Genomic DNA, 26629 nt, shown 5'->3' on the forward strand with positions numbered 1-26629 from the left:
CCAGTCGCCAAAAAAGAAACCAAAAAGGCTCGCCCCTGCATCCGGGTCCCGCTTCGCGGGACTCCCCTCGCTCCATCGTTGCTTCGGGGGCCGGCGCGATGGGCCATCCATGGCCTGGCGCGCCTCTCGCGGCATCCATGCCGCTCGTCCCCCTGCGCAACGACTGCGCTCGGCCTCCTGAAGGGGCAGGTTCCCTGCCTCAACTTCTCAGCCACATGCAATTTCGGAGTGCGCTTCAGATGGACTGCTCCCCAAAAAAAGCAGGCGCCACGAGGGCGCCACAGGGAGCAATGAACAATGCCCTTGTTCTGACCCCCTCGGGGCCGACACGTTCAGTCGTTGGCCCGGATCGGTGGTTTCAGGCCGTCGGCACCGGCCAGACGCCCCCGTCGCCGCAGAGGTAGAGGCGGGTGCCCGGGGTGGCCGATTGTTCCAGCCCGCCGGTGAATTCGCCGAAGGCCGGCAGCAGGCTGACGCTGCGGCCGAGGGCGAAGCAGGGCAGGCGCAGGCTCTGCCGGCCGGGGCCGCGCAGGCGGTGGCAGGGGTGCAGGTGGCCGGCCAGGACGTGGCGCTCTGGGTGGGGTTCGGGCTCGTGGCGCAGGGCGAAGGGGCCGAGCAGCAGTTCGGCCTCGTGCAGGTCGATGCCGAGGCTGGCGGGCGGGTCGCCGGCGTGGCGGTCGTGGTTGCCGCGCACCAGGTCGATGTGCAGTGCGGGATGCCGTTCGCGCCAGTCGGCCAGGGCCTGCCAGAGGCCGTCGTGGCGCCCGTGGCGGGCGTGCAGGAAGTCGCCGAGGAAGACCAGGCGCCGGGTGTCGTGGCGGTGCAGCAGGCGGTCCAGCCGCGCCAGGTTGGCGGCGGTGGTGCCGGCGGGGACCGGTTGGCCGAGGCGGCGGAAGCTGGCGGCCTTGCCGAAGTGGATGTCGGCGATCAGCAGGCAGTGCTGGTCCGGCCAGTAGAGGGCGCGGTCCCCCAGCAGGCGCAGGCGGGTGCCGGCCAGGTCCACGTCGAGGTGGGTGTTCACGGGCGGCGCCTCCGTCTGGGCGGGGCGTCGGCGGCTTTTTCCAGTTGCGCCACTATGCGGGCGATGCGGTCGGCGAGCTTCTCGGTGCTCAGGCCCTCGCGCAGGCGCTCCACCAGCAGGGGGAAGGCCAGCGGGGTGGCGCGTTCGACGTCCTTCACCACCAGGCGCCGCTGGCGCAGGCGGGCGAGGGCGTCGGCCAGGCGTGGCAGGTCCAGCTCCTGGCGCAGGGCTTCGTCGCGGGCCTGGTGCAGCAGGCGGTTGTCCGGGTCGTACTGGCGGAACACGTCGAAGAACAGGCTGCTGGAGGCCTGCAACTGGCGGGTGCTTTTGTGCGCCCCCGGCGGGCCGCTGTAGAGCAGGCCGGCGATCTGGGCGATTTCGCGGAAGCGGCGGCGGGTCAGCTCGCTGGCGTTGAGGCTGTCCAGCAGTTCGGTGAGCAGGTCGCCGTCCTCCAGCAGGGCGGGCAGGCGGGCGTCGTCCCAGTCGGGGTCTTCGGCGGCCAGCAGTTCCAGGCCGTAGTCGTTGACGGCGATGGAGAAGGTGCCGGGGCGCTGGCGGGCCAGTCGCCAGGCCAGGAGGCTGGCGAGGCCCAGGTGCACGTGGCGGCCGGCGAAGGGGTAGAGGAACAGGTGCCAGCCCTCCCGCGAGTGCAGGCGCTCCACCAGCAGGTTGTCGTTCTCGGGCAGGGCGGACCAGGCGGCCTGCAGGCTCAGCAACGGGCGCACGAGCTGCAGCTCGGGGCTGTCGTAGCGGCCCTGGGCGGCCTCGCCGAGCTGGTGCACCAGGGCGGCGGCCAGTTCGCTGGAGAGTGGCATGCGCCCGCCGTTCCAGCGCGGGATGGCAGCCTTGCGGACACTGGAGCGGCGTACGTAGGCGGTCATGCCTTCCACCCGCACCAGTTCCAGGTGGCGGCCGGAGAAGAGGAATACCTCGCCGGGGCGCAGGCGGGCGATGAAGCTTTCTTCGATGCTGCCGAGGTGGCCGGCGGCGCCGCCCTTGCCCCAGAAGCGCACCTGCAGGCTGGCGTCGCCGACGATGGTGCCGACGCTCTGCCGGTGGCGCCGGGCCAGGGCGCGGTTGGGTACGCGCCAGAGGCCCTGCTCGTCGGGCTCCACCCGCTGGTAGTCGGGGTAGGCGCTGAGGGAGCTGCCGCCATGGCGGACGAAGGCCAGGCACCAGGCCCAGTCGGCGGCGTCGAGGTGGCGGTAGGCCCAGGCGCCGCGCACTTCCGCCAGCAGCGCGTCGGGCTGGAAGCCGCCCCCCAGGGCCATGCTGACCAGATGCTGCATCAGCACGTCGAGGGGCTTTTCCGGGCTCTGCCGGGCTTCGATGCGGCGCTCGGCCACGGCCTGGCGGGCGGCGACGGCCTCCACCAGTTCCAGGCTGTGGGTGGGCACCAGGGTGACCCGCGAGGTGCGGCCGGGGGCGTGCCCGGAGCGGCCGGCGCGCTGCATGAGGCGGGCGATGCCCTTGGTGGTGCCGATCTGCAGGACCCGTTCGACGGGCAGGAAGTCCACCCCCAAATCGAGGCTGGAGGTGCAGACCACGGCCTTGAGCCGGCCGTGCTTGAGGGCGTCCTCGACCCATTCGCGCACCTCGCGGGACAGCGAGGCATGGTGCAGGGCGATCAGCCCGGCCCAGTCGGGCCGCGCCTCCAGCAGGGCCTGGTACCAGAGTTCGGCCTGGGAGCGGGTGTTGGTGAACACCAGGCTGCTGGGGCTGGCCTCCAGTTCGGCGACCACCTTGGGCAGCATGCGCAGGCCCATGTGGCCGGCCCAGGGGAAGCGCTCGACGCTGTCGGGGAGCAGGGTGTCCACTGCCAGGGCCTTGTCCTGGCGGCCTTCCAGCAGCAGGCCCTGGCCGTCGGGTACCAGCACCTCCAGGGCGTGTTCGAGGTTGCCGAGGGTGGCAGAGAGGCCCCAGGTCACCAGTTGCGGGTGCCAGCGGCGCAGGCGTGCGAGGGCCAGTTGCAGTTGCACGCCGCGCTTGCTGCCGAGCAGTTCGTGCCATTCGTCCACCACCACCATCTGCAGGTGGGCGAAGGCCTCGGCGGCGTCGGCGCGGGTCAGCAGCAGGGTGAGGCTTTCCGGGGTGGTGACCAGGGCGCTGGGCAGGCGCCGGGCCTGGCGGGCGCGCTCGCTGCTGCCGGTGTCACCGGTGCGCAGGCCGAGGCTCCAGGGCAGGCCGAGGGCGTCCAGGGGCGCCTGCAGGGCGCGGGCGGTGTCGGCGGCCAGGGCGCGCATGGGGGTGATCCACAGCACCGAGAGGTGCAGCGGCTTGGCGGGGCTGGCGGTGCCGGGGGCGATGGCGTCGAGGGCGGCGAACCAGGCGGCGTAGGTCTTGCCGGAGCCGGTGGTGGCGTGGAGCAGGCCGGAGCGGCCCTGGCGGGCGGCGTCCCAGAGCTGGCGCTGGAAGGGGAAGGGCGTCCAGCCCTGGGCGTTGAACCAGGCGTCGGAGGGTCGGCTCATGCATCGTCCTCTGTCGGGGCGTTGCCCAGCAGGGCGTGCAGGCTGGCCAGGGTGTCGGCGTCCTCCACGGGTTTGTCGCGGCGCCAGCGCAGCATGCGCGGGAAGCGCACGGCGACGCCGCTCTTGTGCCGGCGCGAGCGGGCGATGCCTTCGAAGCCCAGCTCGAACACCAGGCTGGGGGTGACGCTGCGCACCGGGCCGAACTTCTCCACGGTGGTGCGGCGGATGATGGCGTCCACCTGGCGCATCTCCTCGTCGGTGAGCCCGGAGTAGGCCTTGGCGAAGGGCACCAGGCTGCGCGGGGCGTCGCCTTCGCCCTCGGCCCAGACGGCGAAGGTGAAGTCGGTGTAGAGGCTGGCGCGGCGGCCGTGGCCGCGCTGGGCATAGATGAGCACGGCGTCGACGCTGTAGGGGTCGAGCTTCCATTTCCACCAGGTGCCGTCCTCGCGGGTGCGGCCGACGCCGTAGCGGGCGTCGCGGGCCTTGAGCATGAGGCCTTCCACGCCCTGTTCGCGGGCGCGCTGGCGTTCAGCGGCCAGGGCCTCCCAGGTGGCGCCGGCGACTTCCGGGGACAGCCCCAGCAACGGGGTGTCGAGCCCTGCCAGCAGCTGTTCGAGCTGGGCGCGGCGGGCCTGTTGCGGGCGGCTGCGCCAGTCTTCGCTCTGCCATTCCAGCAGGTCGTAGGCCAGCACCCGCACGGGGGCGTCTTCCAGCACCTGGCGGGTCAGGCGCTTGCGGCCGATGCGCTGTTGCAGCAGGGCGAAGGGCTCGGCGCGGCCGTCCTTCCAGACCAGCAGTTCGCCGTCGATCACGCAGCCGTCGGGCAACTGCCGGCAGAGGGCGTGCAGCTCGGGGAAGCGCTCGGTGACCAGCTCTTCGCCCCGGGACCAGATCCACAGCTGGCCGTCGCGGCGTACCAGTTGCGCGCGGATGCCGTCCCACTTCCATTCCGCCAGCCAGTCGCCGGGCGGGCCGAGGCGTTCGTCGAAGGCCTCGGGCTCCAGCTGCAGCGGGTGGGCGAGGAAGAAGGGGTAGGGCTGGCCGCCGCGTTCGCGGTGCTCGTCGGGGCTTTCGGCGGCGATCAGCCGGCGGTAGCCGTCGGCGCTGGGGACGCGGCTGATGTCGGTGTAGCCGACCATGCGCTGGGCGATGCGCTTGGGGTCCAGGCCGCTGAGGCTGGCCAGGGCGCGGGTCACCAGCAGGCGCGAGACGCCGACGCGGAAGGCGCCGGTGATGAGTTTGTTGAACACCAGCAGGCCGTCGCGATCGAGCCGCGCCCAGAGCCGCGACAGGCGCTCGGTGAGTTCGGCCGGCGGCAGGCCGCGCAGGGGCAGCAGGTGCTCTTCCAGCCAGTGGGCGAGGCCCTCCTGGCTGTCGCTGGCGGCGGGGGGCAGCAGCAGGGCGATGGTTTCGGCGAGGTCGCCGACGCTCTGGTAGCTCTCTTCGAAGAGCCATTCGGGCAGGCCGGTGACGGCCAGGGTGCTGGCCTTGAGCTGGCGCACCGGCACCAGTTGGCGCGGTTTGCCGCCGCTGAGGAAGTACACGGCCCAGGCAGCGTCTTCGGCGCTGGCCTGGCGGAAGTAGTCCTCCAGGGCGGTGAGCTTGGCGTTGCTGGAGGTGCTGGCGTCGAGGCGCACGTAGAGGTCGGCGAAGGCCTTCATGCGGGGGCCTCCGGGATGGCGTCGGCGCTGTCGGGGGTGTCGTCCTCGTCGCCGTACTCGGTGCTGAAGCCCTGGGCGTCGAGGCCCTGTTCGCGCAGGTAGCGCACCAGCACGGGGACCGAGCCGTGGGTGACGAAGACCCGCTCCGCGCCGCTCTGCTGCACGGCCCAGAGCAGGCCGGGCCAGTCGGCGTGGTCGGAGAGTACGAAGCCGCGGTCCACGCCCCGGCGGCGACGGGCGCCGCGCAGGAGCATCCAGCCACTGGCGAAGGCGTCGCTGTAGTCGCCGAAGCGGCGCATCCAGGTGCTGCCGGCAGCGGAGGGCGGGGCGATGACCAGGGCTTCGCGCAGCAGCGGGTCGTTGCGCTTGAGTTCGCCGGCGTAGCGGGTGTCGGCCAGGCGCACGCCGGCTTCGCGGTAGACGCGGTTGAGGGGCTCCACGGCGCCGTGGACGAGGATCGGGCCCGGATCGTCCGCCAGGCCGTGGAGCAACCGCTGGGCCTTGCCGAAGGCGTAGCTGAACAGCACGCTGGCGCGCCCGGCGGCACGGTTGGCCTGCCACCACTGGCGCACCTGGCCCATGACCTGGGCCTGGGGCTGCCAGCGGTAGATGGGCAGGCCGAAGGTGGATTCGGTGATGAAGCAGTGGCAACGCACCGGCTCGAAGGGAGCGCAGGTGCCGTCGGCTTCGGTCTTGTAGTCACCGGAGGCGACCCAGACCTGGCCCTGGTGTTCCAGGCGCACCTGGGAGGAACCGAGCACGTGGCCGGCGGGGTGCAGGCTGATGCGCACGCCGTTGTGCAGCAGGGCTTCGCCGTAGTCCAGGGTCTGCAGGGGCACGTCGCCGAGGCGGGCGCGCAACACGCCGGCACCGGGGGTGGCGGTGAGGTAGTGGCCGTTGCCGCTGCGGGCGTGGTCGCCGTGACCGTGGGTGATGACGGCGCGGGCGACGGGTTTCCAGGGATCGATGTAGAAATCGCCGGGCGGGCAGTAGAGGCCCTCCGGCCGGGCGACGACCAGGTCCATGGGATGCCTTGCTGTGGGTTCGTGGTTGCTGACCCGGCAGCGCGCTGGTTGGTTCGCCCTCAACGCGATGGACGTCGCAGTTGGACGCGGCATTCGTCGCCGGAGGTGGCCTGGAGCGCGGCTGGTGCGTCAAGATCGTGAACGGCCAGAAGGCCGGTTTCAAGGAGGATGTCCGATGGAGGCTCTCAAAGCCTATTTCCAGCGCCATGGCCACGCCCCGTTCCGGGTCGGGGAAGGGCGTATCAGTGGTTACCTGTCTGCGGCACTGGGCCTGTTGAGCCTCTGCGCGGTGCTGTGTTTCCTGTTTCCCGAGTGGCTGACCTTTGCGGAGTTCCGCAAGGTCTACAGCGAGCAGTTCGCTCGCACGGTGCTGTTGGTGGGCCTGGTGCTGTCGTTCAGCCTGGGCACGCTGAACATCCTGCTTAACCGGCGCAAGCGCCTGGGCTTCACCGGCATCGCGGCCTCGGGGCTGGCGGTGTTCTTGGGGGGCACCAACATCCAGTTCGAGACCATCGGCCAGACGCCCTATTCCCTGGGGCTGGACTGGTTCGTGCTGGCGCTGCTGGTGTCGGCCATCGTCTTCATCCCGCTGGAAAAGCTGTACGCGAAGGACCCGGAGCAGAACATCCTGCGGCCGCACTGGCGCACGGACCTGGCGTACTTCTTCGTCAGCCACATGCTGGTGCAGTTCATCCTGATCTTCGTCACCGCGTCCTCCACCCTGCTGGGGGGCTGGGCGGTCTCGGCGACCTTCCAGGCCGGCGTGCAGTCCATGCCGGTCTGGCTACAGTTCATCCTCGCGGTGCTGGTGGCGGACCTCGGCCAGTACTGGCTGCACCGCCTGTACCACGTGGTGCCCTGGCTGTGGCGCTTCCATGCGGTGCACCACTCGAGCACGGCGATGGACTGGCTGGCGGGCTCGCGCATCCACTTCGTGGAGATCCTGCTGACCCGTACCGGGGTGCTGGTGCCGCTGATGCTGATGGGCTTCTCGCCCCAGGCGATGAACGCCTACGTGATCCTGGTGGGTGTGCAGGCGGTGCTGGCCCACGCCAACGTGCGCATCGATGGCGGTTGGCTGAACTACCTGCTGGTGCTACCGCGCTACCACCACTGGCACCACGCTCGGCACCCGGACTACATCTACAAGAACTATGCGATCCACCTGCCGATCGTCGACATGGTGTTCGGCACCTTCAAGCTGCCGCCGAAGGAGTGGCCGACCCGCTACGGGGTGTTCGGCAAGCCGCTGCCGGACGGCATCCTGCGCCAGCACCTGTATCCCTTCCTGAAGCCGGAGCCCAAGGCGCCGGTGAAGCCCAAGGCGTCCTGAACCCGGGCGGCCCCTGTGCAATGCAGGGGCCGCTTTCCCTGGCTTTCCCTTCTTGCCGATCTCCCGGGCTGAAGCCCGGGCTACATCCGCGCATTTTCCGCAAGGTTGGCGCTGAGGCTTTTCACGGGCAAAAGAAAGGGCGCCGGTGAGGGCGCCCTGAAGATGTGATCTATGGAGTAAGTCCGTTTACATAGACAGCCACCACGCGGGGAGTTCCGCGTGGGGGTGATCATTTCTGCGGGGTGAGCATCAGCCGCTTGGTGCCGTAGACGCCGTCGAGGTTCTGAGACTGGAACGGGAAGCTCAGGTAGCGGGCCTTGAGCCAGGCGTCGATGCCGTCGGCGTAGTGCGGGCTGGCGGGGTTGCCGGACTGGCCGGAGCTGTTGAGGCCGATCATGGGTTCCGGCTGGCCGAAGTCGACGATGATGCGCATGGCCGGGATCAGCCAGGTGTCGAAGTCGTTGCCCCAGTTGTAGCCGGAGACGTTGAGGGTGTTCATGTCGCCGCCGGCGGGGTAGGGGCCGCGGTCCAGGTAACCCTTGATGGCGTTGATGCCGGTGCGCTGGCTGGCGCTCATGTAGGGCGCGAGACGGGTGGTGTCGGTGGCCCATGTGTAGGTGTGCAGCTTGCCCCACTGCCAGTTGCGGCGGTCGGCGCCGAGCTTGCCTTCGGCGAAGCTGACGGCGGCGGCGAGGCTGCGGGCGAGGATGGCGGGCTTGTCTTCCTTCTGCGGGGTGCGCACGTCGTCCCAGAAGGGGCTGTCGGCGCGGCCCAGGAGGTGGTCGGCCTGGGCGGAGTAGGAGAGGTTGGCGGTCTCCACCAGGGCCTGCCAGGCGGGGCTGGTGTCCGGGCCCAGTTCGTCGAGGAAGATCTGCCGCGCACTCTCGTGGAGGAAGGCTTCGTAGTAGACGGCGTCGGCCGAGGTGGGGGCGAGGTTGCCGTCGAAGGCCAGCAGGCGGCTCAGGGCTTCGCGGGCACGGTCACGCTCGGCGCCGGGCAGGGCGTCGATGGCCTGCTTGAGCGGCTGGGCCATGGCCGGGTCTTCGAACATGGCCTTGAGCTTGGTGGCGAAGGGGGTGGTCTGGTCGTACTGCATGGCGATCATGCTGCGGGTGTCGTGCTTGCCGCTGCCGGCCAGTTGGGCGATGCGCTCGGCCCGCTCGGGGTAGAACCAGGAGTTGGACAGTTGCACGCCATAGCCGCCCTGGACGGTGCGCTGGTTGGCGGTGCCGAGCCAGCCCTGGGGCGGGTCCTGGTCGTAGGGGTGGAGCATGGGGTCGGCGTAGCCGTCCCAGTCGTAGCGGCTGTCCCAGCCGGGAGAGGGCATCAGGCCCCGGCCTTCGCGGCGGTTCGGGTAGCGGCCGGTGACCTGCCAGGCAATGTGCTGGGCGTCGGCGGTGAGCAGGTTGAGGCCGATGGCACGAATGGCGCGGGTGGCTTCGGCGGCCTGTTCCACGGACTGGGCGCGGGACAGGTCGAAGAAGGCGTCGAGGGTGGTGTCCTGCTCGAACTGGACGGTCTTCAGGGCGATGCCCAGGCCGCTCTTCAGCTCCACCGGCTGCAGCGGGTGCTTGCGTTGGCCGAGTACGGAGTTCAGTAGCGGGCCGTGGCGGGTTTCAAAGATGGTTTCGCGGATCGGGCGCTCGCCCTTGATGAAGAAGGTCTCATTGCGCTCGATGGCCGGCTGCCACTTGCCGTCGGCCAGGTAGTAGAGGCGGTTGCCTTCGCGCTTGACCTTCTCCAGGTAGAGGTCCTGGTTGTCGGCCATGACCATGGTCATGCCCCAGGCGAGCTTGCCGTTGAAGCCGGCGACGATGGCCGGGACACCCGCCACCGAGACGCCGGCGGCCTGGAATCTCGGCGAGCGGATCTGCATGAAGTTCCAGATGGAGGGCATGGACAGCGGCAGGTGGGTGTCGTTGGCGAGGATGCTTTTGCCGTTGCGCGCGCGCTGCGGGGCGATGGCCCAGTTGTTGGAGGCGGCGACGCCGAGCATGCCGAGGCCGGCCACCTGGGCGGCGGCCTGGTCGATGCTGGCCAGGCCGGGGATCTGCCCGCCGAGGTTGAGGCCCTTGAGCTTTTCGGCTTCGTCGAAGGGCAGGTTCTCGTCGGGGTAGACCGGCAGCAGCCAGGCGACCTTGTCGGCGCCGACCTTCTGCGCCATGACCAGGGAGGCGATCTCTTCCTGCAGGTTCACCGCCAGGCCGAAGTTGAGCAGGGTGAAGACCAGCACCGAGTCCTCGGGCTTCCAGTAGGCGGGCCGGTAGCCGGATTCGGCCAGGTCCATCGGCAGCTTGTCGCGGTAGCGGTAGAGGTAGGCGTTGACGCCCCGGGCGTAGACCTCGAAGAAGGACTTCAGGCGCGGGGAGGCGTTCTTGTAGAGGATGTCGGCACTCTTGCGCAGGTTGGCCGCACGCATGAAACGGTCGATCTCCAGCACGCCCGGGCCGGCCATCTCCGCCAGGCGGCCTTCGGCCATGAGGCGCAGGCCGACCATCTGGCTGAGGCGGTCGGAGGCATGCACGTAGCCCATGGCGAAGAGGGCGTCGTGGAAGGTGGTGGTTTCGATCAGTGGCATGCCCAGCGGGTTGCGGCGGATCGAGACGCTCTGCGCCAGGCCCTTGACCGGCTGGAAGCCGGAGGTGGGCGGCAGGCTGTCGGCGTAGCGGCTGTCCAGCCAGGACTGGCAGCCGGTGAGGCCGACCATGGCGCTGAGGGCGGCGCCCAGGCAGAAGGTGGAGATGAGGCGCTTGGGCGCAGGCGAAGCCATGGGGCGGTGTCTCCCGGGGAAGGCGGCGGTTCGAAACGCGCTACGTTAGAGAGCGGCTTCGGACTGCGCAAGGGCCGGATGACCGGCCTTCCGACGGGGGCACCTGAGCACTGCCCGACGCCCACTGCATCACGGGTGCCGGGTGTGGTGCAGCGGTTACTTGCGGACGGCTGCGGCGGGGTTGATGCGCTCCACCAGGTCGTAGGCGCGGACGGTGGCCGGGCGGGTCTGGATGGCCTGGAACCAGCGCTTGACGTGGGGGAAGTCGTCCAGGTCCTGCTCCTGGTAGGCGTGGGGCACGATCCAGGGGTAGATGGCCATGTCGGCGATGCTGTAGTCGTCGCCGGCGACGAAGGCGCGGTCGGCCAGGCGGCGGTCGAGCACGCCGTAGAGGCGGGCGGTTTCCTTGACGTAGCGCTGGATGGCGTAGGGCACCTTCTCCGGGGCGAAGCGGTTGAAGTGGTGGTTCTGTCCGGCCATCGGGCCGAGGCCACCCATCTGCCAGAACAGCCACTGAAGGGCTTCCTGGCGGCCGCGCAGGTCCTGGGGGATGAAGCGCCCGGTCTTCTCGGCGAGGTAGAGCAGGATGGCCCCGGACTCGAACAGCGAGAGCGGTTCGCCGCCGTCCGCCGGCTCGTTGTCGACGATGGCGGGGATGCGGTTGTTGGGGGCGATCTTGAGGAAGTGCGGCTGGAACTGTTCGTCCTTGCCGATGTTGATGGGGTGTATCCGGTAGGGGAGGCCGGTCTCCTCGAGGAACAGGGTGATCTTGTGGCCGTTGGGGGTGGTCCAGTAATACAGGTCGATCATGGCGGGACTCCTCTGAAGCGGCCGGTCAGCCTAAAGGATTCCCGGCAGACACGAAAAGGCCCGTACTAGACGGGCCTCGTTGTGCGGGTGCGGATCAGGCACCGTGGCACTTCTTGAACTTCTTCTGGCTGCCGCAGGGGCAGGGGTCGTTGCGGCCCACTTCCTTCAGCGGGTTGCGCACGGGCTCCTGGTGGCCATGGTTGCAGTGCGGGCCGTGGACGTGGTGGTGATCGTGGTCATGGTCGTGGTTGCAGTCGGGACCATGGACGTGTTCGTGCTGGCTCATGGGGTGGATCACTCCGGGATGTAGTTGCCCGGGATTATCTCGCCATTGCGGGCGAGGTGCACGCTCTTGCCGAACATGAGGCCGGTCTTCACTTCGCCTTCGAGGCGGTAGCGGATGACCTCGTCGGGCTTTTCCAGCAGCTTGACGATGTACTTCATGTGACGCCACAGGTTGGTGCGCACCGGCACTTCGAAAGTCTCGCGGCCCCGAGCGGGGACGGTGAACCAGGTGTCGGATTCGCCGGTGGCGAGCTTCACGTCGTTGAGGTAGACGGTGTAGGCCAGGCCACGGATGGGCAGGCTGACGTCGTTGGGGTTGTCCACGCGAAAGCGCAGCAGGAACTGTTGTTCGAGGAGGCGGGCCTTGATCACGTCGACCTTGACCAGTTGCACGTCGGGATCGCGAAAGCCCCCGGTCAGCCAGGTGGAACAACCGGAAAGGCCTGAGGCAGAGAGGGTCAGCAAAACCAGTAGGCTGAGAATTCTTATCGTTTGCGCCTGATAAAACATCGCGATACTCCGAAGACGCTCAAGTGTAACAAGCAACTGCTCGGCTGCAACTTGTTGTTGGCAGAAAAAAACCTGCGCCATACTGCGTGCTGTTTAGGACAGGAGTGTGACCAATGAGCCGCTACGAGATCGCCTTCTCCGGCCAACTGGTTCCCGGTGCGGATGCCGACCAGGTGAAGGCCAACCTCGCCAGGCTGTTCCAGGCCGACGCACAGCGCATAGCCTTGCTGTTTTCCGGCCGGCGCATCGTGATCAAGAACAATCTTGATGCGGCCGGGGCGGAAAAATACCGGGTGACGCTGGAGCGGGCCGGGGCACGGGTGGATGTGCGCGACATGGACGTGGAGGTCGAGGAGGTGGAGCTGGCGCCCCCGCCACCCGCCGAGCCGGCGGCGCCTGCCGTGGCACCTGTGCCCGCTGCTGCGGCCCCCGCAGCCGCACCGGCCGGACGCCTCAAGGTGGCCCCGCGTGACGAGTACATGGCGGCCTTCATGGACGTCGACGCACCGGACTTCGGCATCGCGCCGGTCGGGGCGGACCTGCAGGACGCCAAGGCCGAGCCGGTGGCGCCGAAGGTGGACCTCAGCCAGTTCAGCCTGGCGCCGGTGGGCAGCGACATGGGCCAGGCCAAGGCGGTGCCGGCCGGCCCGCCGCCGGATATCTCGCACCTGAAGCTGCAGGAGTGAACGAAAGAGCCCGCCGAACTGGCGGGCTCTTTCGTTCTTGCCGTTGCGTCCTGCTTCAGCCCTGGGGGGCGGTACAGGTCTGCTTGGCCTTGTCGGCGTCGTACTTGCGGATGGAGGTGTAGAACAGCTCGCAGGTCTGCACCTTGTTGGTCACCTGCCAGGTCTGCTTGCAACTGGAAAGGGTGGTGGACGGGTCGGCACTCGGGTTGCTGCCCAGCTTGGCTTGCCAGCAGGCGGCGCTGAGGTCCTGGCCCATCACCTTGAGCCCGGCAGCGTCGGCCTTGGCTTCGTCGCCGTCATAGTTGTCCGGGTTGGCGGCGTACCAGATGTAGCTCGGGTGGTTGCTGCCCAGCACCGGGACCTTCTGGTCCTTGCCGAGGTCGATCTGACCGAGACCGAGCACGCCGATGCTGACGTTGTACTGCTTCTTCACCCAGTCCCGGACCGGCTTGCCGAACGCCACCATGGGCAGGGCAGCCGGTTTGCCGGCGGTGAGTTCCTGGACCATCCGCGTCTGGTAGGGCGTGAAGTAGTCGTAGACGGATTCCAGGGTGCTGCCGGCGTCGGATGGGGCGGCGATGGGGGCGATGTCGATGATGGTCTGGTAGCCCGGGGTCGCGTCGGCGGCCACGCCGTTGACCACCAGCAGGCTGGCCCAGCGGTTGGTGGTGGAGGACTCGAGGTAGTCCTGCGCCTTGGTCAGGGAGTAGTCCGGCGGGAAGTGCAGCAGCTCGACGCTGCGGCGGTTTTCCAGGGCCATGCCCAGCGGCAGGAAGAAGTACCAGTTGTACTGCCACTGCTTGTCGTGGTTCAGGCGCTTGGCGCCTTCGTAGGCGCTGTCGCCGGCATCCAGCAGCTTCATCAGCGGCTTGCCGTAGTCGGCCGGCACGCCGGAGAAGTTGGCGTAGACGCCGTCCTTGTCGCGGTGGACCTTCACCGAGGCCTTGGCCAGGCCGTCGCGGGCCAGGCTCTGCTTGAGGTAGTGCTCGACCGTCTGCTCCAGGCTCCAGTCGCGGTAGCAGATGACGTTGCAGTTGTTGGGGTAGGCGAACAGGCGGGTGACCCGTTCGGCGCTGCCGAGTCCGAGGTGGACTTCGGCGGCCTGGCTGGCGCAGGCCATGGCGGCGAGCAGGGGGATGAGCAAATGGCGCTTGGCCATGGGTGTCTCCTTCTTGGGGTTGGCGTGGATTCCTTTCGCTGCGCAGCTGTGTCTAGAGATACCCCGCGCAGCACTTCTTGAATTTCTGCCCGCTGCCACAGATGCAGGGGTCGTTGCGGCCCGCTTTCACCGGCACGGTGGGGTCGATGAAATACCAGCGCCCGTCGTGCTGGACGAAGGACGAGCGCTCACGGTGGGCGTGCTCGCCCTGGCTGTCATGCCAACGGGCGGTGAAGGTGACGCGGGCGTGTTCGGGGGCGCCGCCGAGGACTTCGCTGGCTTCCACCTCCAGACCCAGCCAGGTGCTGCCCAGGCTCCAGGCCTTGATCGAGTCCTGATCCAGACCCGCCTGCTGGCTCGGCAGGGTGGTGGCGACCAGGTAGTCCACCTGGCCCAGTACGTAGGCGCAGTAGCGCGAGCGCATCAGCGCCTCGGCACTGGGGGCCGGCTGGCCGGCGTGGTAGCGGCCACAGCATTGGTCGAGGAGGTTGCCGCTGCCGCAGGCACAGGGTGTTGTGCTCATGGTCACCACCAGTACTTGCCGAAGTTTTCCGGGTTGGCCCAGAACTTGGCGTTCAGCCAGTCGGGCACCTGCTTGTATTCGTGCAGGTCGTAGGTGAACAGGTGCAGCACCTGACCTTCGCGCTGGAAGGTTTCGGTGGCCTGGAGGGCCAGGGCGAAGAAGTCGGTGTCCTGCCAGTCGCAGGCAGTGAGGTCCACCAGCACGGCGATGCGGCTGGCGTTCAGGTTGCGGATGCCGCCCAGCAATTCCAGGCCGGTGCGCTTGGGCAGGTGCTCCAGGCAGTCGGCCAGCAGGGCCAGGTCATAGCGCTGGGCCGCCTGGGCACCGGACAGCGGCGCGGCGGGGGCGTGCTCCACCCGGCTGTCTGGGTGGGCGGCGGCGAAGGCTTCGGCCGCCGGCAGCGGGGTGTTACCCACCAGCAGCAGGCGGGCCGGGGCATAGCGGTCGAGCAGGGCGGCGACGGCCTGCTGTGGTGTACGGGTGGAAAAACTCTGGGTCATCGTCGTTCCTCGGACAGGTCTGCGAAGACTAGCCTGCCCGCGGAGCCAGGCCTAGTTCTGCCGGGTGCCTTGCTGGCAGTTTGCAGGGGGCGCGTCTTTACTCCCCAGGGATCGGCTTTCCGGGCCGACAACCATGAGGAGACAGGCATATGAGCATCACAAGGACAGCAATACCCTTGCTACTTGTGTCGACTCTGCTGACCGGCTGCGCCGGTCTGCAGAAGACCGACTGGCCCAAGTGCGCAGCAGTAGGCGGTGTAGGCGGTGCGGCGCTGGGTGCGATCGAAAGCAGTTCCTGGGCGGGGTGGGGGGCGTTGCTCGGCGGCGGTCTGGCGGCTGGTTACTGCTGGTCGCGCGGCGATGGCGACGAGGATGGTGACGGTGTACCGGACAGCCGCGACAAGTGCCCCGGCACGCCGCCCGGCACCGTGGTGGATGCCAATGGCTGCCCACCAGCGGCTCCGATGGTGGAGCAGGTGGAAGAGGTGGTGGTGGTCAAGGAGGAGACCATCGTGGTCCGTGACCTGCTGTTCGCCTTCGATTCGGCGAAGCTCGATCCGGCCGACAAGACCAAGCTGGACACCATCGTCGCGCGGCTGCGCAACGAGGCTCCCAGCGCTCGGCTGAGCGTGACCGGGCACACCGACAGCGTCGGCAGCGATGCCTACAACCTCAAGCTGTCGGAGAAACGCGCCAAGGCAGTGGCGGACTACCTGGTGGCCTCGGGGATTCCAGCCGACAGCGTGCAGTCGGTCGGCGGGGCGGGCGAGAGCGAGCCGGTGGCGGACAACAAGACCGCCGAAGGCCGCGCGCTGAACCGCCGCGTTGAGATCGTCATCCGCCGCTAGGCCACGCCTCGCGAGGCCTGAGCCTTGGCAAGCGCAGCGCCGGGGTCTTTACTCCTGTGTTGCCGGCATTCGGTCGGTGACACAGGAGAACTTCATCATGAGTACCTTTCCACGGGTGGCTCTCTTTCTTCTGGTCGGCAGTGTTCTTTCCGGTTGCGCCTCGACGTCCAGTACGGGCGATGCGCCGCTCAACCAGGGGAACTGGCCAATCTGCAGTGCGATCGGTGCGCTGGCCGGCGGTGGGCTGGGCGCGATCGAGAGTTCAGCCTGGGCAGGGGGCGGTGCCGTCGCGGGTGCGGTGGTCGGCGGCCTCATCTGCTATGCCCAGGACGGTGACGCGGACGGTGACGGTGTCTTCGACCGTCGCGACACCTGCCCCAACACCCCGGCTGGCATGGAGGTCGACCACAACGGTTGCCCGCAGCCGAGCTACCCCGACATGGTGCGCAACGAGCCGCCGCCCCCTGCAGAGGACGAAGTGATCGTGCTGAGCGACCTGGGCAAGGTGCTGTTCGCCTTCGACTCGGCGGAACTCACGGCCGCCGCCAAGCAGGAGCTGGCCACCATCGCGACCCGTCTGAACGGGGCCTCGATGGTGTCGGTGAAGGTGGTCGGGCATACCGACAGCGTGGGCGCCGACGGCTACAACCAGCGGCTTTCCGAGCGCCGGGCACGCAGTGCAGCGGACTACCTGATCAGCCAGGGCGTGCCCTCGGGCAAGGTCACCACCGAGGGGTTCGGCGAGAGCCAGCCGGTGGCGGACAACGGCACCGATGCGGGCCGTGCGCAGAACCGGCGGGTGGAGATCCACGTCGATCGCTGAAACACAGCAGACCCTCGAAGGGGCCGGAAGGCCCCTTCTTTTTGCCTGTTATCAACCGCTGGCATCTGGCTTATGAAGGGAGGCATAAAGGTCGCCAGGACAGGATGACCGTCGCTGAAATTTTATTTCGGCGGGGGTATTTGGCTGTGGCGGCGTTAGGGGTAAGGTCGCCCCACTAGAAAAACAAAAGGGGGTGACATGAAATTCTTCCTGGGGGTGGGCAAGTTCGTTGCCCTGCTGTTCTGGCTGGCAGTGCTGGCCAATCTGTTCGAACCCTTCGCTCGACCCTTCTCCACACTGCTCAATGGCCTCGCCCTGCTGGTGCTCGGCCTGCATGTGCTGGAAGCGCTGCTCTACAACGCCCAGCTCCGGACACGGCCGCATCCCTGGAAGGACCGCCTGCAACTGATGCTCTTCGGCGTGTTCCACCTGGCCAGCCTGCCGAAACAGGAGGCCAGTCATGCGTAGACTCTGCCTTCTCGCCCTGTTGACCAGCCCGTTGGCCTTCGCTGAAACCAGCGTGACCGTTGAAACCAACAGCTTCATCAAACTGCCGGCCCTGACCGGCACCCTCAACCTTGATCGCGTGGCGATTGCCGACCACGGCACCCTCGTTGTGCCCGTCAGCATCACTGAGATCAAGGTGGGCGATTTACGCATGGGGCGTGATGCGCGCATCGGCATCGCTTCGGCTGATCAACCCTTCCGCCTGGAGGTTGCCCGGGGCGAGATCGCCACCGGTGGCCACATCACCGCCTCCGGCGCGGCCGGCAGCATGAAGAAGCCGGCCAGCGACGGCCGCGACCTGACCTTGCGCCTCGGCACCGTCGCCGTCGACGAACTCACCGTGGATGTACGCGGTGGCATCGGTGCGCCGGGCTACAGCGGCCTGGCCGGTGCCGATGGCAAGCCCGGTGGCTGCCTCTGGGGCCAGGCCAGCCGGGGCCATGACGGCCAGAACGGCGGCAATGGCGGGGAAGGTGGAAATGGGGGGCACATTCGCCTGGAGGTGGCCCAGGACTTCCCGCTGGAGCAGGTACGGGCCCGTGTCGAGGGCGGTGCCGGCGGGCCAGCCGGTGAGGCCGGTGCCCCCGGCGCGGGTGGTGCCGCTAATGGCTGCCTGATCTACAGCACCGATCGTGGCCAGAAAGGCCGCGCCGGCCAGCCGGGGCAGGCGGGCCCGGCCGGCACGAACGGTCGCATGGACGTGGTGCGCTACTGACCTCAGAAGCTGGGGCGAGCGGCGGCGATGGTCATCAGCAGCAGCCCCAACAGCAGGTTGATGCCCATCAGCCGACGGATGCGCCCCAGGGCCGCGCCGCCGGCTGGCCAGTCTTCCGCCGCCACGGCGCGCTTCAGTTCCGGCAATTGCAGCAGGCTGACCCGCAGGAACAGCGCCAGCATCGCCAGGTAGAGCCCCACCATGATGTGCACATAGCGCGGCGAGCCGTCGAAGCCGGCGAAGCGCAGGTGCATCATCCCTACGCCGCTCAGCGGCAGTGCCAGCACGGCGACCCAGACCCAGACGAAGAATCGGCGGAACACCTCGATCCACAGCTTCAGGCGCTCTGGCGGCTGCAGCGTGGTCACGGCCGCCGGGCGCAGCACCATCCAGGCGAAGAACATGCCGCCGACCCATACCAGGGCGGCGAGGACGTGGGCAGCGTAGAGCGCGGCGAAGGGCGTCATCGGGTTTCTCCAGTCGGAAACAGGGCGCGGTATGATAGCCGCCCTGTTAAAGTACTGAAAATTTATCCAGCTCTCCGGCGTCCGCAACCTCCCCATGCTCAGCACCGAACTCAAGTCCCAGATCCAGGGGGCCTACTCCCGTTTCCTCGAAGCCAAGGGGCTCAAGGCCCGCTATGGGCAGCGCCTGATGATCGCCGAGGTGGCCAAGGTGCTCGGCGCCATCCCCCAGGATGACGAAGGGCATCGCCAGGGCGAACCGGCGGTGGTGGCGGTGGAGGCCGGGACCGGTACCGGAAAGACCGTGGCCTACAGCCTGGCGGCGATTCCTTCGGCCAAGGCAGCAGGCAAGCGGCTGGTGATCGCCACGGCCACCGTGGCCCTGCAGGAGCAGATCGTCCACAAGGACCTGCCGGACCTGATCCGCAACAGCGGGCTGAATTTCAGCTTCGCCCTGGCCAAGGGGCGCGGCCGCTACCTGTGCCTGTCCAAGCTCGACATGCTGCTGCAGGACGGTCAGGCGCAAAGCGCCACCGCGCAGTTGTTCGCCGAGGAAGGCTTCCGCATCGATGTCGACGAGAGCAGCCAGAAGCTGCTCAACCAGATGATCGAGCGCCTGGCCGGCAACCGCTGGGACGGCGACCGTGACTCCTGGCCCGAGGCCATCGAGGACCAGGACTGGGCCCGCGTCACCACCGACCACAGCCAGTGCACCAAGCGCCATTGCCCCAACTTCCAGCAATGCGCCTTCTACAAGGCGCGTGAGGGCATGACCAAGGTGGACGTCATCGTCACCAACCACGACATGGTCCTGGCCGACCTCGCCCTGGGCGGTGGCGCCGTGCTGCCCGACCCGCGCGAAACCCTCTACGTGTTCGACGAGGGCCACCACCTGCCGGACAAGGCCATCGGCCACTTCGCCCACTACACCCGCCTGCGCTCCACCGCCGACTGGCTGGAGACGGTGGCCAAGAACCTCACCAAGCTGCTGGCCCAGCACCCGCTGCCGGGGGACATGGGCCGCCTGATCGAGAACGTGCCCGAGCTGGCGCGGGAGATCCGGGCCCAGCAGCAATTCATGTTCACCGCCTGCGAAGAGCTGGCCGACTTTCGGGCCGGCGAGGACATGGAAGGCCGCGAGCGCCCACGCCACCGCTTCGAGGGTGGCGTGGTGCCGGAGCACCTGGTGGAGATGGGCATCGAGCTGAAGAAAGGCTTCGCCAAGCTCAACGACCTGTTCACCCGCCTGGCCGAACTGCTCAAGGAAGCCATGGATGGGGAGGGCGCCAATGGCCTCTCCAGCCAGCAGGCCGAGGAGTGGTACCCCTTGTTCGGCAGCCTGCAGACCCGCGCCCAGAGCAACTGGGAGTTGTGGACCGCCTTCACCACCGAGGACCCGGAGGAGAGCCCGCCCATGGCGCGCTGGCTGACCCTCGCCGAGTTCGGCTCGGCCTATGACATCGAGGTCAACGCCAGCCCGATCCTCGCCGCCGAGACCCTGCGGCGGAACCTGTGGAACGTCGCCCACGGTGCCCTGGTGACCTCGGCGACCCTCACCGCGCTCGGCACCTTCGACCGCTATCGCATGCGCGCCGGCTTGCCGCGGCAGTCGGTCACGGCCGTGGTGCCCAGCCCCTTCCACCATACCGATGCCGGCCTGCTGCGGGTGCCGGACCTCAAGGCCGACCCCCGTGACGCCGCTGCCCACACTGCCGCCATCACCCGCGAGCTGCCGCGCCTGGTGGAAGGCGCCCGAGGCACCCTGGTGCTGTTCTCCTCGCGCCGACAGATGCAGGACGTGTTCGACGGGCTGGAGCGTGACTGGCGCAGACGGGTGCTGATCCAGGGCAACCTGTCCAAGCAGGAGACCCTCAACAAGCACAAGGCCCGGGTGGACGACGGCGAGCCCAGCGTGCTGTTCGGCCTGGCGTCCTTCGCTGAGGGCGTGGACCTGCCGGGTGCCTATTGCGAGCATGTGGTGATCGCCAAGATCCCCTTCGCGGTGCCGGATGACCCGGTGGAAGCAGCCCTGGCCGAGTGGATCGAGGCCCGTGGCGGCAACCCCTTCATGGAGATCGCCGTACCCGATGCATCCCTGCGCCTGGTGCAGGCCTGCGGCCGCCTGCTGCGCACCGAGAGCGACCGCGGCACCATCACCCTGCTGGATCGCCGGGTGGTTACCCAGCGCTACGGCAAGGCCATCCTCAACGCGCTGCCCCCCTTCCGACGCGAGATCGAATGACCGGACGGCCCAGGCGCTTGACGCCGGGCTTGCCTCTGCGATGATTGCCCGCTCGCGCGGACACGGATCATTCGATCAGCGGCAACATTCGCCGTATCCGTTGTCTATGCACTGACTTTTCTTGGGGATCGGCTTGATGTTCTCGACACCTAAAACGGCTCGCCTGCTGCCTATCGTGCTGGCCCTGGCCGGCATGAGCGCTCCCATCCAGGCCGAAACACTGTTCAATTTCGTGCGTCCGCTGGATACCGTCACCGTCACCACTCAGGACGCGGTCCTGCCCAGCGTCACCGCCGAAACCACGCCCGAAGGCGAGGTGCTGCGCCGCCTGACCTTCAACCCGGCGGAGAAGCCCAGCCTGCGCCTGTCACCGCAGAGCGGCACCTGGGACTGGACCCAGGCCAGCGTCATGAGCCTGCACCTGCAAAGCGCCCAGGACTGGGCGATCACCCTCGACGTCACCGTCGAAAGCGCCGATGGCAAGACCCTTCGTAGCCGCATCGCCCTGCCGGCCGGCCCAGCCCAGACCCTGTTGTTGCCCCTGGCCGCCACCTCGCCCCGCGCCCATGGCATGCGCGCTGCACCGCCGCAGCCCTGGGTGAAGGATGGCAAGCGCTACCTGCTGGCCACCGAGGTGGAGGGTGAGCTGGACCTGTCCAGGGTCACGGCCGTCGTCGTTTCCCTGGAGCGCCCGAACGCCGCCCAGAACATCCTGCTGGGCCGCTTCGGCACCGAGGACAAGAACCCCCAGACCGATTTCTATACCGGTCTGATCGATGCCTACGGCCAGTACACCCGCGCCGACTGGCCGGAGAAGGCCAAGAACGACGAGCAGCTCAAGGCCGCCGCCGAGAAGGAGCGCAAGCAGCTCGATGAATGGAAGGCCAAGCTGCCCGAGCAGGACGCCTACGGCGGCTGGCTTGGCGGCCCGAGCTTCGAGGCCAGCGGCTTTTTCCGCACCGAGAAGCACGATGGCCGCTGGTACCTGGTTTCGCCCGAAGGCCACCCGTTTTTCTCCTTGGGCGTCAACACCGTTGCCCTGGACAACAGCCAGACCTACGTCGAAGGCCGCGAGGCCATGTTCACCGCGCTGCCCAAGGACGGTGATCCCCTCGCCAACTGGTACGGCAACGGCGACAGCCGCCGGGAGACCGGCTCCAACAAGGGCCGGGCCTTCGACCATGGCCGCTGGTACGACTTCTACCGTGCCAACCTGGAGCGCACCTACGGTCCGCAGGAGCCCGCGCGCTGGGTCGAGCACAGCCTGGATCGCCTGAAAGCCTGGGGTTTCAACACCGTGGGCAATTGGAGCGCTGCCGAGTTCGGCACTGCCCAGCGCATGCCCTATACCCTGCCGCTGTCGATCCACGGCGACTACGCCACCATCAGCACGGGGCTCGACTGGTGGGGCGGCATGCCTGATCCGTTCGACCCGCGCTTCGCCATGGCGGCCGAGCGGGCGATTGCCATTGCCGCCCGTGACCATCGCGACGATCCCTGGCTGATCGGCTACTTCGCCGACAACGAACTGGCCTGGGCCGGCCCCGGCAGTGATCCCAAGTCCCGCTACGCCCTGGCCTACGGCACCCTGCGCCTGACCACCGACGTGCCGGCCAAGCGCGCCTTCCTCAAGCAACTGCGCGACAAGTACCGCAACCAGCAGGGCCTGTCCCGGGCCTGGGGCATTGATCTGCCGGCCTGGGAGCTGATGGAGGACCCGGGTTTCGAGGCACCACTGCCCAATCCCGAGCACCCGGCCATCGAGGAGGACCTCAAGCGCTTCCAGCGCTTCTTCGCCGACACCTACTTCAAGACCATCGCCGAGTCGATGAAGTGGCACGCGCCGAACCACCTGCTGCTGGGCGGGCGCTTCGCCGCCAGCGTGCCGGAGGCCGTGGAGTCCTGCGCCCAGTATTGCGACGTGTTGAGTTTCAACTTCTATACCCGCGAGCCACAGCACGGCTACGACTTCGAATATCTGCGCAAGCTGGACAAGCCGCTGATGGTCACCGAGTTCCACTTCGGTTCCCGCGACCGGGGCCCGTTCTGGGGCGGTGTCTCCGAGGTCTACAAGGAAGAGGAGCGTGGCCCGGCCTACGCCAACTTCCTCAAGAAGGCCCTGGAAGAGCCGCTGATCGTCGGTGCCCACTGGTTCCAGTACCTCGACCAGCCCGCCAGTGGCCGTCTGCTGGACGGCGAGAACGGTCACCTTGGTCTGGTCGCCATCACCGACCGTCCCTACGAGGGCTTCGTCAAATCGGTGCGCAAGACCAACCTCGAGGTCGCTGCGCAACTGGCCGCTTCCGCCCCGGCGGCGAAGCAGCCGGCCGGCGCACCAAAGGCAGAGCCCGCCAAGCCCGAGGCGCCGAAGGCCCAGGCAGTCAAGCCGGAAGCCCCGAAAGCCGAGGCATCCAGCCCCGCGCCGGCCCAGCCTGCACCCGGGACCAAGGATGCAGCGTCGGCGCAACCCGCCGCGAACTGAGGCCATCCGCGCCGAACTTCAGCGGGGTTCACAGCAGACGGCGGCATCGCAACAATGCCGCCGTCGTCTTTTTTGAAGGAGAGTGATGGTGCAGATCCAGGGTTACTTCGACTTGCGTTTCGAAGCGGTGCGCGACGAGTTCGCCGCCCTCTTCGAGGACTCCCAGGAGCGCGGGGCCGCGCTGTGCGTGCAGGTGGGCGGGGAAACCGTGCTCGACCTGTGGGCCGGGACCGCCGACAAGGATGGCCAGCAGGCCTGGCACAGTGACACCCTGCTGAACCTGTTCTCCTGCACCAAGACCTATGCCGCCGTCACCGCCCTGCAACTGGTGGGGGAGGGCAAGCTCGACCTCGATGCACCGGTCGCCCGCCTGTGGCCGGAGTTCGCTGCCGCCGGCAAGGAGCGCATCACCCTGCGCCACCTGCTCAGCCATCGCGCCGGCTTGCCGGCGATCCGCGAGCCGTTGCCGGCCGAGGCGCTCTACGACTGGGACGCCATGACCGCTGCCCTGGCCGCCGAGCAACCCTGGTGGGTGCCGGGCGAGGGCCATGGCTACGCCCCCATCACCTACGGCTGGCTGGTGGGCGAACTGATCCGCCGTGCCGATGGCCGTGGCCCCGGTGAATCCATCGTGGCCCGCGTTGCCCGGCCCCTGGGGCTGGACTTCCACGTCGGCCTGGACGATGCCGAGTTCCACCGAGTCGCCCACATCGCCCGCGGCAAGGGCAACCTGGGGGATGCGGCGGCCCAGCGCCTGCTCAAGTGCATGATGAGCGAGCCCACCGCTCTCAGTACCCGTGCGTTCACCAACCCACCGTCGATCATGACCAGCACCAACAAGCCCGAATGGCGGCGCATGCAACAGCCGGCGGCCAACGGCCATGGCAATGCCCGCAGCCTGGCCGGCTTCTATGCCGGCCTGCTGGATGGCAGCCTGCTGGAATCGGCGCTGCTGGCCGAGCTGACTCGCGAACACAGCCTGGGCGATGACCGCACCCTGCTGACCCAGACCCGTTTCGGTCTGGGTTGCATGCTGGAGCAGCCCGATGTGCCCAATGCCACCTACGGCATGGGGCGCCTGGCCTTCGGCCATCCGGGCGCAGGTGGCTCCATCGGTTTCGCCGATCCGGAGCGCGATGTGGCCTTCGGCTTCGTCACCAATACCCTTGGCCCCTATGTGCTGATGGACCCCCGCGCCCAGCACCTGGCTCGCACCCTGGCGAGCTGCCTGTAGCACCACTCGTCAGCTGGAACGAATATCCCTTTTCGGATTAATGGGTTGCGTCCAGAATTTCACCCTGAATCTGAGATTGATGCGCCATTACGCGATGGCGTATCGGCTTTCTTCACCCCTCCTGTCACGGGTCCTTTCCATGAAGCTGTTCAAGTACTCCACCTTGATCCTCTGCATGACCGTTGCCGGCTGCAGCACCTTCAGCCATGACAAGCAGGCGACGGAAGCCCAGGCGCAAAACAGTGGCACCCATCACTGGTGGTGGCCGTTCGGTGGCAGCGAGCCGAAGGCCGAGTCGGCCAAGGTCGCCAAGATCGACACCCAGGCCACCCAGGCCTGGTTGGACCAGTACGAGCCGCGCCTGCGTGAAGCGGTGAAAGGCACGCGCATGGAAGTGGAGCGCCGCGACAGCGTGCTGGTGGTCACCGCGCTGGTGGACGGCTCCTTCAACCCGGACCGGCCGAGCATGCTGCTGCCGGTTTCCCTCGGGCCGGTGTCCCGTGTTGCCAAGCTGGTGGAAGGCGATGCCAAGACCGGCGTGCTGGTGCTCGGCCATGCCGATCCGTCCGGCGACGACGCCAAGAACCGCCAGCTCAGCCAGGAGCGGGCCCAGGCCGTGGCTGCCATCTTCCGCCTCAGTGGGTTGCAGCGTGACCGCCTGTCACTGAAGGGGGTGGGCTCCGACATGCCGCGTGCCGCCAATGACAGCAAGGACGGTCGCGCCCTGAACCGCCGCGTGGAAATCGTCCTCACCCCGCAGGCCACCCTGGTGGCCCTGCTGGCGCGTTACAACCAGCCGCCGAAGGTCGCCCAGCAGGCGATTGCGGCAGATCAAGGCAAGTGAGCGATCCTCGGATAGGCTAGCGTTTTCCTTTTCCGGAGAGCCCCCATGACCCAGACCCTGGCCGATATGCGCCGCGACTACACCCGCGATGGACTCAGCGAGGAGCAGGCCCCCCAGGAGCCGCTCGCACTGTTCCATCGCTGGTTCGACGATGCGGTGAAGACCGAGCAACTGCCCGTCGAACCCAATGCCATGACCCTGGCTACGGTGGACGCCGATGGGCGCCCCCATTGCCGGGTGCTGCTGCTCAAGGGAGTGGACGAGCGCGGCTTCACTTTCTTCAGCAACTACGACAGCGCCAAGGGCAAGCAACTGGCGACACGGCCGTTCGCGGCGATGACCTTCTTCTGGCCCAGCCTGGAGCGTCAGGTGCGTATCGAAGGGCGGGTGGAGCGGGTGACTCCGGCGGAGTCGAACGCCTACTTCCAGGTGCGCCCGCTGGGCAGCCGCATCGGCGCCTGGGCTTCACCACAGAGCCGGGTGATCGCCGACCGTGCCGAGCTGGAACAGCTCCTTGCCGAGACCGAGCAGCGCTTCCTCAACCAGTCTCCCACCTGCCCGCCGCACTGGGGCGGCTACCGGCTGCTGCCGGAGCGTGTCGAATTCTGGCAGGGCAGGCCGAGCCGCCTGCATGACCGCCTCAACTACCGCCTGGTAGACGGTCGCTGGCAGCGCGAGCGCCTCGCGCCCTAGGACGCCTGGGGCGGCTGTGGGTAACGGCTGGCCGCCTGCTCCAGCCAGACCTGCAGCGCCTTGCGCTTGATCCCCGCAGCCTTCGCCGCCTCCAGTTGCTCCAGCATGTAGGCGCGGCGCTGCGGGTCATCCCCCGCCATCGACAGGGCCAGGTCACGGTCCATCCAGCGCTTGATGCGCACGTAGATCCACCAGTGGAAGTACAGGCCCGCTACGGTGGTGACGACGATGATGAAGTAATCCATGGACTAACCTTGCTGGCTCGGCACCCTGGCGTCGTTTCGTTGTCCGATGGCGGTGGCTGTACGGAAACTGAACGAGTCTGCACTTTGGCCGAGCGTCGAGTGACAGTTGAAGGTGCCGCGCAGTCTAATGGAGGCGCATCCACTCTGGAGGAAAAATCATGCGTAAATCCGTTCTGCTGGCCGCTTCGTTCGCCTCGATGGCGATGCTTCTGAGCGGCTGTCAATCGAGCCTGACCGGGGACACCTACTCGCGCGCTGAGGCCCGCCAGGTGCAGACCGTGCGCATGGGGACCATCGAATCGCTGCGCCCGGTGAAGATCGAGGGCACCAAGACCCCCATCGGCGCCGGTGCCGGTGCGGTGGTGGGCGGTGTCGGCGGCAGCGCCATTGGCGGTGGCCGTGGCAGCGTGGTGGCCGCCGTGATCGGTGCGGTGGCCGGTGGCCTGCTGGGCGCCGCGACCGAAGAGGGTCTGACCCGCACCCAGGGCGTGGAGATCACTGTGCGCGAGGATGACGGCTCCATGCGCGCCTATGTGCAGGAAGTGCAGGAAAACGAGATATTCCGCGTCGGCGAACGTGTTCGCATCATGACCGTCAATGGCACCAGTCGCGTGACCCACTGATCCATCCCCCCGAACCGGCGGGCTTTCCGCCGGTTCATCCCCTACGCTTTATCTCACCAGCCGAGCGGCAGGCGGTTCACCGCTGTTCAGGGCGTGTCGCCTGTTACCGCTTGCTAGGTTTTGAAATAATTCATGCATGCGCGGTGATCGATAGTTCT

General features: G+C 68.0%; 24 protein-coding genes and 1 pseudogene. 12 read left to right on the forward strand and 13 right to left on the reverse strand.

Going from position 1 to position 26629, the window contains the following annotated elements:
- Positions 1-358 precede the first annotated feature (358 nt).
- Genes pdeM through A9G05_RS18575 form a run of 4 tightly spaced genes read right to left on the reverse strand, consistent with a single transcriptional unit; the run spans position 359 to position 6175 of the window.
- Positions 359-1021, reverse strand: coding sequence for a ligase-associated DNA damage response endonuclease PdeM (pdeM, locus tag A9G05_RS18560; protein ID WP_069562375.1), 663 nt, complete (start codon positions 1019-1021; stop codon positions 359-361).
- The gene (locus tag A9G05_RS18565) at positions 1018-3489 is read right to left on the reverse strand and encodes a ligase-associated DNA damage response DEXH box helicase (RefSeq protein ID WP_069562376.1); all 2472 of its coding nucleotides are present in this window, start codon (positions 3487-3489) and stop codon (positions 1018-1020) included. Before A9G05_RS18565 ends, pdeM begins: the two co-directional genes overlap by 4 nt.
- The gene (locus A9G05_RS18570; protein WP_069562377.1) at positions 3486-5150 is read right to left on the reverse strand and encodes an ATP-dependent DNA ligase; all 1665 of its coding nucleotides are present in this window, start codon (positions 5148-5150) and stop codon (positions 3486-3488) included. Before A9G05_RS18570 ends, A9G05_RS18565 begins: the two co-directional genes overlap by 4 nt.
- Positions 5147-6175, reverse strand: a complete 1029-nt coding sequence (locus A9G05_RS18575) for a ligase-associated DNA damage response exonuclease (RefSeq protein ID WP_069562378.1) — start codon at positions 6173-6175, stop codon at positions 5147-5149. The genes A9G05_RS18570 and A9G05_RS18575 overlap by 4 nt, the downstream gene beginning before the upstream one ends.
- 175 nt (positions 6176-6350) lie before the next feature.
- On the opposite strand from A9G05_RS18575, the gene A9G05_RS18580 reads away from it, so the two are divergent.
- Positions 6351-7508 carry a sterol desaturase family protein gene (locus A9G05_RS18580; protein ID WP_069562379.1) on the forward strand — a complete coding sequence of 386 codons (1158 nt, stop codon included), beginning with the start codon at positions 6351-6353 and terminating at the stop codon, positions 7506-7508.
- A gap of 229 nt (positions 7509-7737) precedes the next feature.
- Here A9G05_RS18580 and A9G05_RS18585 read toward each other — a convergent pair whose 3' ends face one another.
- From A9G05_RS18585 to A9G05_RS18600, 4 genes are all read right to left on the reverse strand, one after another.
- Positions 7738-10278: a penicillin acylase family protein gene (locus tag A9G05_RS18585; RefSeq protein ID WP_069562380.1), complete on the reverse strand. Its 2541-nt coding sequence runs from the start codon at positions 10276-10278 to the stop codon at positions 7738-7740.
- A gap of 156 nt (positions 10279-10434) precedes the next feature.
- Positions 10435-11088 (reverse strand): glutathione binding-like protein, encoded by a 654-nt coding sequence (locus A9G05_RS18590; protein WP_069562381.1) that lies wholly within the window; start codon positions 11086-11088, stop codon positions 10435-10437.
- Between the two features lie 94 nt (positions 11089-11182).
- Complete coding sequence (locus A9G05_RS18595) at positions 11183-11374, reverse strand: SEC-C metal-binding domain-containing protein (RefSeq protein WP_069562382.1); 192 nt, start codon at positions 11372-11374, stop codon at positions 11183-11185.
- Positions 11375-11382: 8 nt separating this feature from the next.
- Positions 11383-11883: an LEA type 2 family protein gene (locus A9G05_RS18600; protein ID WP_069562383.1), complete on the reverse strand. Its 501-nt coding sequence runs from the start codon at positions 11881-11883 to the stop codon at positions 11383-11385.
- A 113-nt stretch (positions 11884-11996) separates the two neighbouring features.
- On the opposite strand from A9G05_RS18600, the gene A9G05_RS18605 reads away from it, so the two are divergent.
- The gene (locus A9G05_RS18605; protein ID WP_069562384.1) at positions 11997-12569 is read left to right on the forward strand and encodes a hypothetical protein; all 573 of its coding nucleotides are present in this window, start codon (positions 11997-11999) and stop codon (positions 12567-12569) included.
- A gap of 55 nt (positions 12570-12624) precedes the next feature.
- Here A9G05_RS18605 and A9G05_RS18610 read toward each other — a convergent pair whose 3' ends face one another.
- The 3 genes from A9G05_RS18610 to A9G05_RS18620 are packed head-to-tail and all read right to left on the reverse strand — an operon-like array spanning position 12625 to position 14751.
- Positions 12625-13728, reverse strand: coding sequence for a hypothetical protein (locus A9G05_RS18610; protein ID WP_069562385.1), 1104 nt, complete (start codon positions 13726-13728; stop codon positions 12625-12627).
- Positions 13729-13780: 52 nt separating this feature from the next.
- Complete coding sequence (locus A9G05_RS18615) at positions 13781-14251, reverse strand: YchJ family protein (protein WP_069562386.1); 471 nt, start codon at positions 14249-14251, stop codon at positions 13781-13783.
- 2 nt (positions 14252-14253) lie between these two features.
- Positions 14254-14751: a DUF6231 family protein gene (locus A9G05_RS18620; protein ID WP_069562387.1), complete on the reverse strand. Its 498-nt coding sequence runs from the start codon at positions 14749-14751 to the stop codon at positions 14254-14256.
- 149 nt (positions 14752-14900) lie between these two features.
- On the opposite strand from A9G05_RS18620, the gene A9G05_RS18625 reads away from it, so the two are divergent.
- The 4 genes from A9G05_RS18625 (at position 14901) to A9G05_RS18640 (ending at position 17644) form a co-directional block, all read left to right on the forward strand.
- On the forward strand, positions 14901-15599 hold the full coding sequence (locus tag A9G05_RS18625; RefSeq protein ID WP_069562388.1) for an OmpA family protein: 699 nt from the start codon (positions 14901-14903) through the stop codon (positions 15597-15599).
- Positions 15600-15696: 97 nt separating this feature from the next.
- A complete protein-coding gene (locus A9G05_RS18630) occupies positions 15697-16422 on the forward strand; it encodes an OmpA family protein (RefSeq protein WP_069562389.1) in 726 nt (241 codons plus the stop codon).
- A gap of 198 nt (positions 16423-16620) precedes the next feature.
- Positions 16621-16890 (forward strand): DUF1145 domain-containing protein, encoded by a 270-nt coding sequence (locus A9G05_RS18635; RefSeq protein WP_069562390.1) that lies wholly within the window; start codon positions 16621-16623, stop codon positions 16888-16890.
- Complete coding sequence (locus A9G05_RS18640; RefSeq protein WP_069562391.1) at positions 16883-17644, forward strand: collagen-like triple helix repeat-containing protein; 762 nt, start codon at positions 16883-16885, stop codon at positions 17642-17644. Before A9G05_RS18635 ends, A9G05_RS18640 begins: the two co-directional genes overlap by 8 nt.
- Positions 17645-17646: 2 nt before the next feature.
- Here A9G05_RS18640 and A9G05_RS18645 read toward each other — a convergent pair whose 3' ends face one another.
- Positions 17647-18111 carry a CopD family protein gene (locus A9G05_RS18645; RefSeq protein ID WP_069562392.1) on the reverse strand — a complete coding sequence of 155 codons (465 nt, stop codon included), beginning with the start codon at positions 18109-18111 and terminating at the stop codon, positions 17647-17649.
- A 94-nt stretch (positions 18112-18205) separates the two neighbouring features.
- On the opposite strand from A9G05_RS18645, the gene dinG reads away from it, so the two are divergent.
- The 5 genes and pseudogenes from dinG (at position 18206) to pdxH (ending at position 25603) form a co-directional block, all read left to right on the forward strand.
- Positions 18206-20350, forward strand: a complete 2145-nt coding sequence (gene dinG / locus A9G05_RS18650; RefSeq protein WP_069562393.1) for an ATP-dependent DNA helicase DinG — start codon at positions 18206-18208, stop codon at positions 20348-20350.
- 136 nt (positions 20351-20486) lie between these two features.
- Complete coding sequence (locus tag A9G05_RS18655; protein ID WP_069562394.1) at positions 20487-22832, forward strand: beta-agarase; 2346 nt, start codon at positions 20487-20489, stop codon at positions 22830-22832.
- Between the two features lie 88 nt (positions 22833-22920).
- Positions 22921-24066 carry a serine hydrolase domain-containing protein gene (locus A9G05_RS18660; RefSeq protein WP_069562434.1) on the forward strand — a complete coding sequence of 382 codons (1146 nt, stop codon included), beginning with the start codon at positions 22921-22923 and terminating at the stop codon, positions 24064-24066.
- 139 nt (positions 24067-24205) lie between these two features.
- Positions 24206-24901, forward strand: a pseudogene (locus A9G05_RS18665) (OmpA family protein); the annotation flags it as partial.
- Between the two features lie 54 nt (positions 24902-24955).
- Positions 24956-25603 (forward strand): pyridoxamine 5'-phosphate oxidase, encoded by a 648-nt coding sequence (gene pdxH / locus A9G05_RS18670; protein ID WP_069562396.1) that lies wholly within the window; start codon positions 24956-24958, stop codon positions 25601-25603.
- Here pdxH and A9G05_RS18675 read toward each other — a convergent pair.
- A complete protein-coding gene (locus A9G05_RS18675) occupies positions 25600-25848 on the reverse strand; it encodes a hypothetical protein (RefSeq protein WP_069562397.1) in 249 nt (82 codons plus the stop codon). The two genes, pdxH and A9G05_RS18675, sit on opposite strands and share 4 nt — an antisense overlap.
- Positions 25849-26006: 158 nt before the next feature.
- On the opposite strand from A9G05_RS18675, the gene A9G05_RS18680 reads away from it, so the two are divergent.
- Complete coding sequence (locus A9G05_RS18680) at positions 26007-26471, forward strand: glycine zipper 2TM domain-containing protein (protein ID WP_044413366.1); 465 nt, start codon at positions 26007-26009, stop codon at positions 26469-26471.
- Positions 26472-26629 lie beyond the last annotated feature (158 nt).

Source organism: Pseudomonas sp. ENNP23, from assembly GCF_001728945.1.
Lineage (GTDB): Bacteria > Pseudomonadota > Gammaproteobacteria > Pseudomonadales > Pseudomonadaceae > Metapseudomonas > Metapseudomonas otitidis.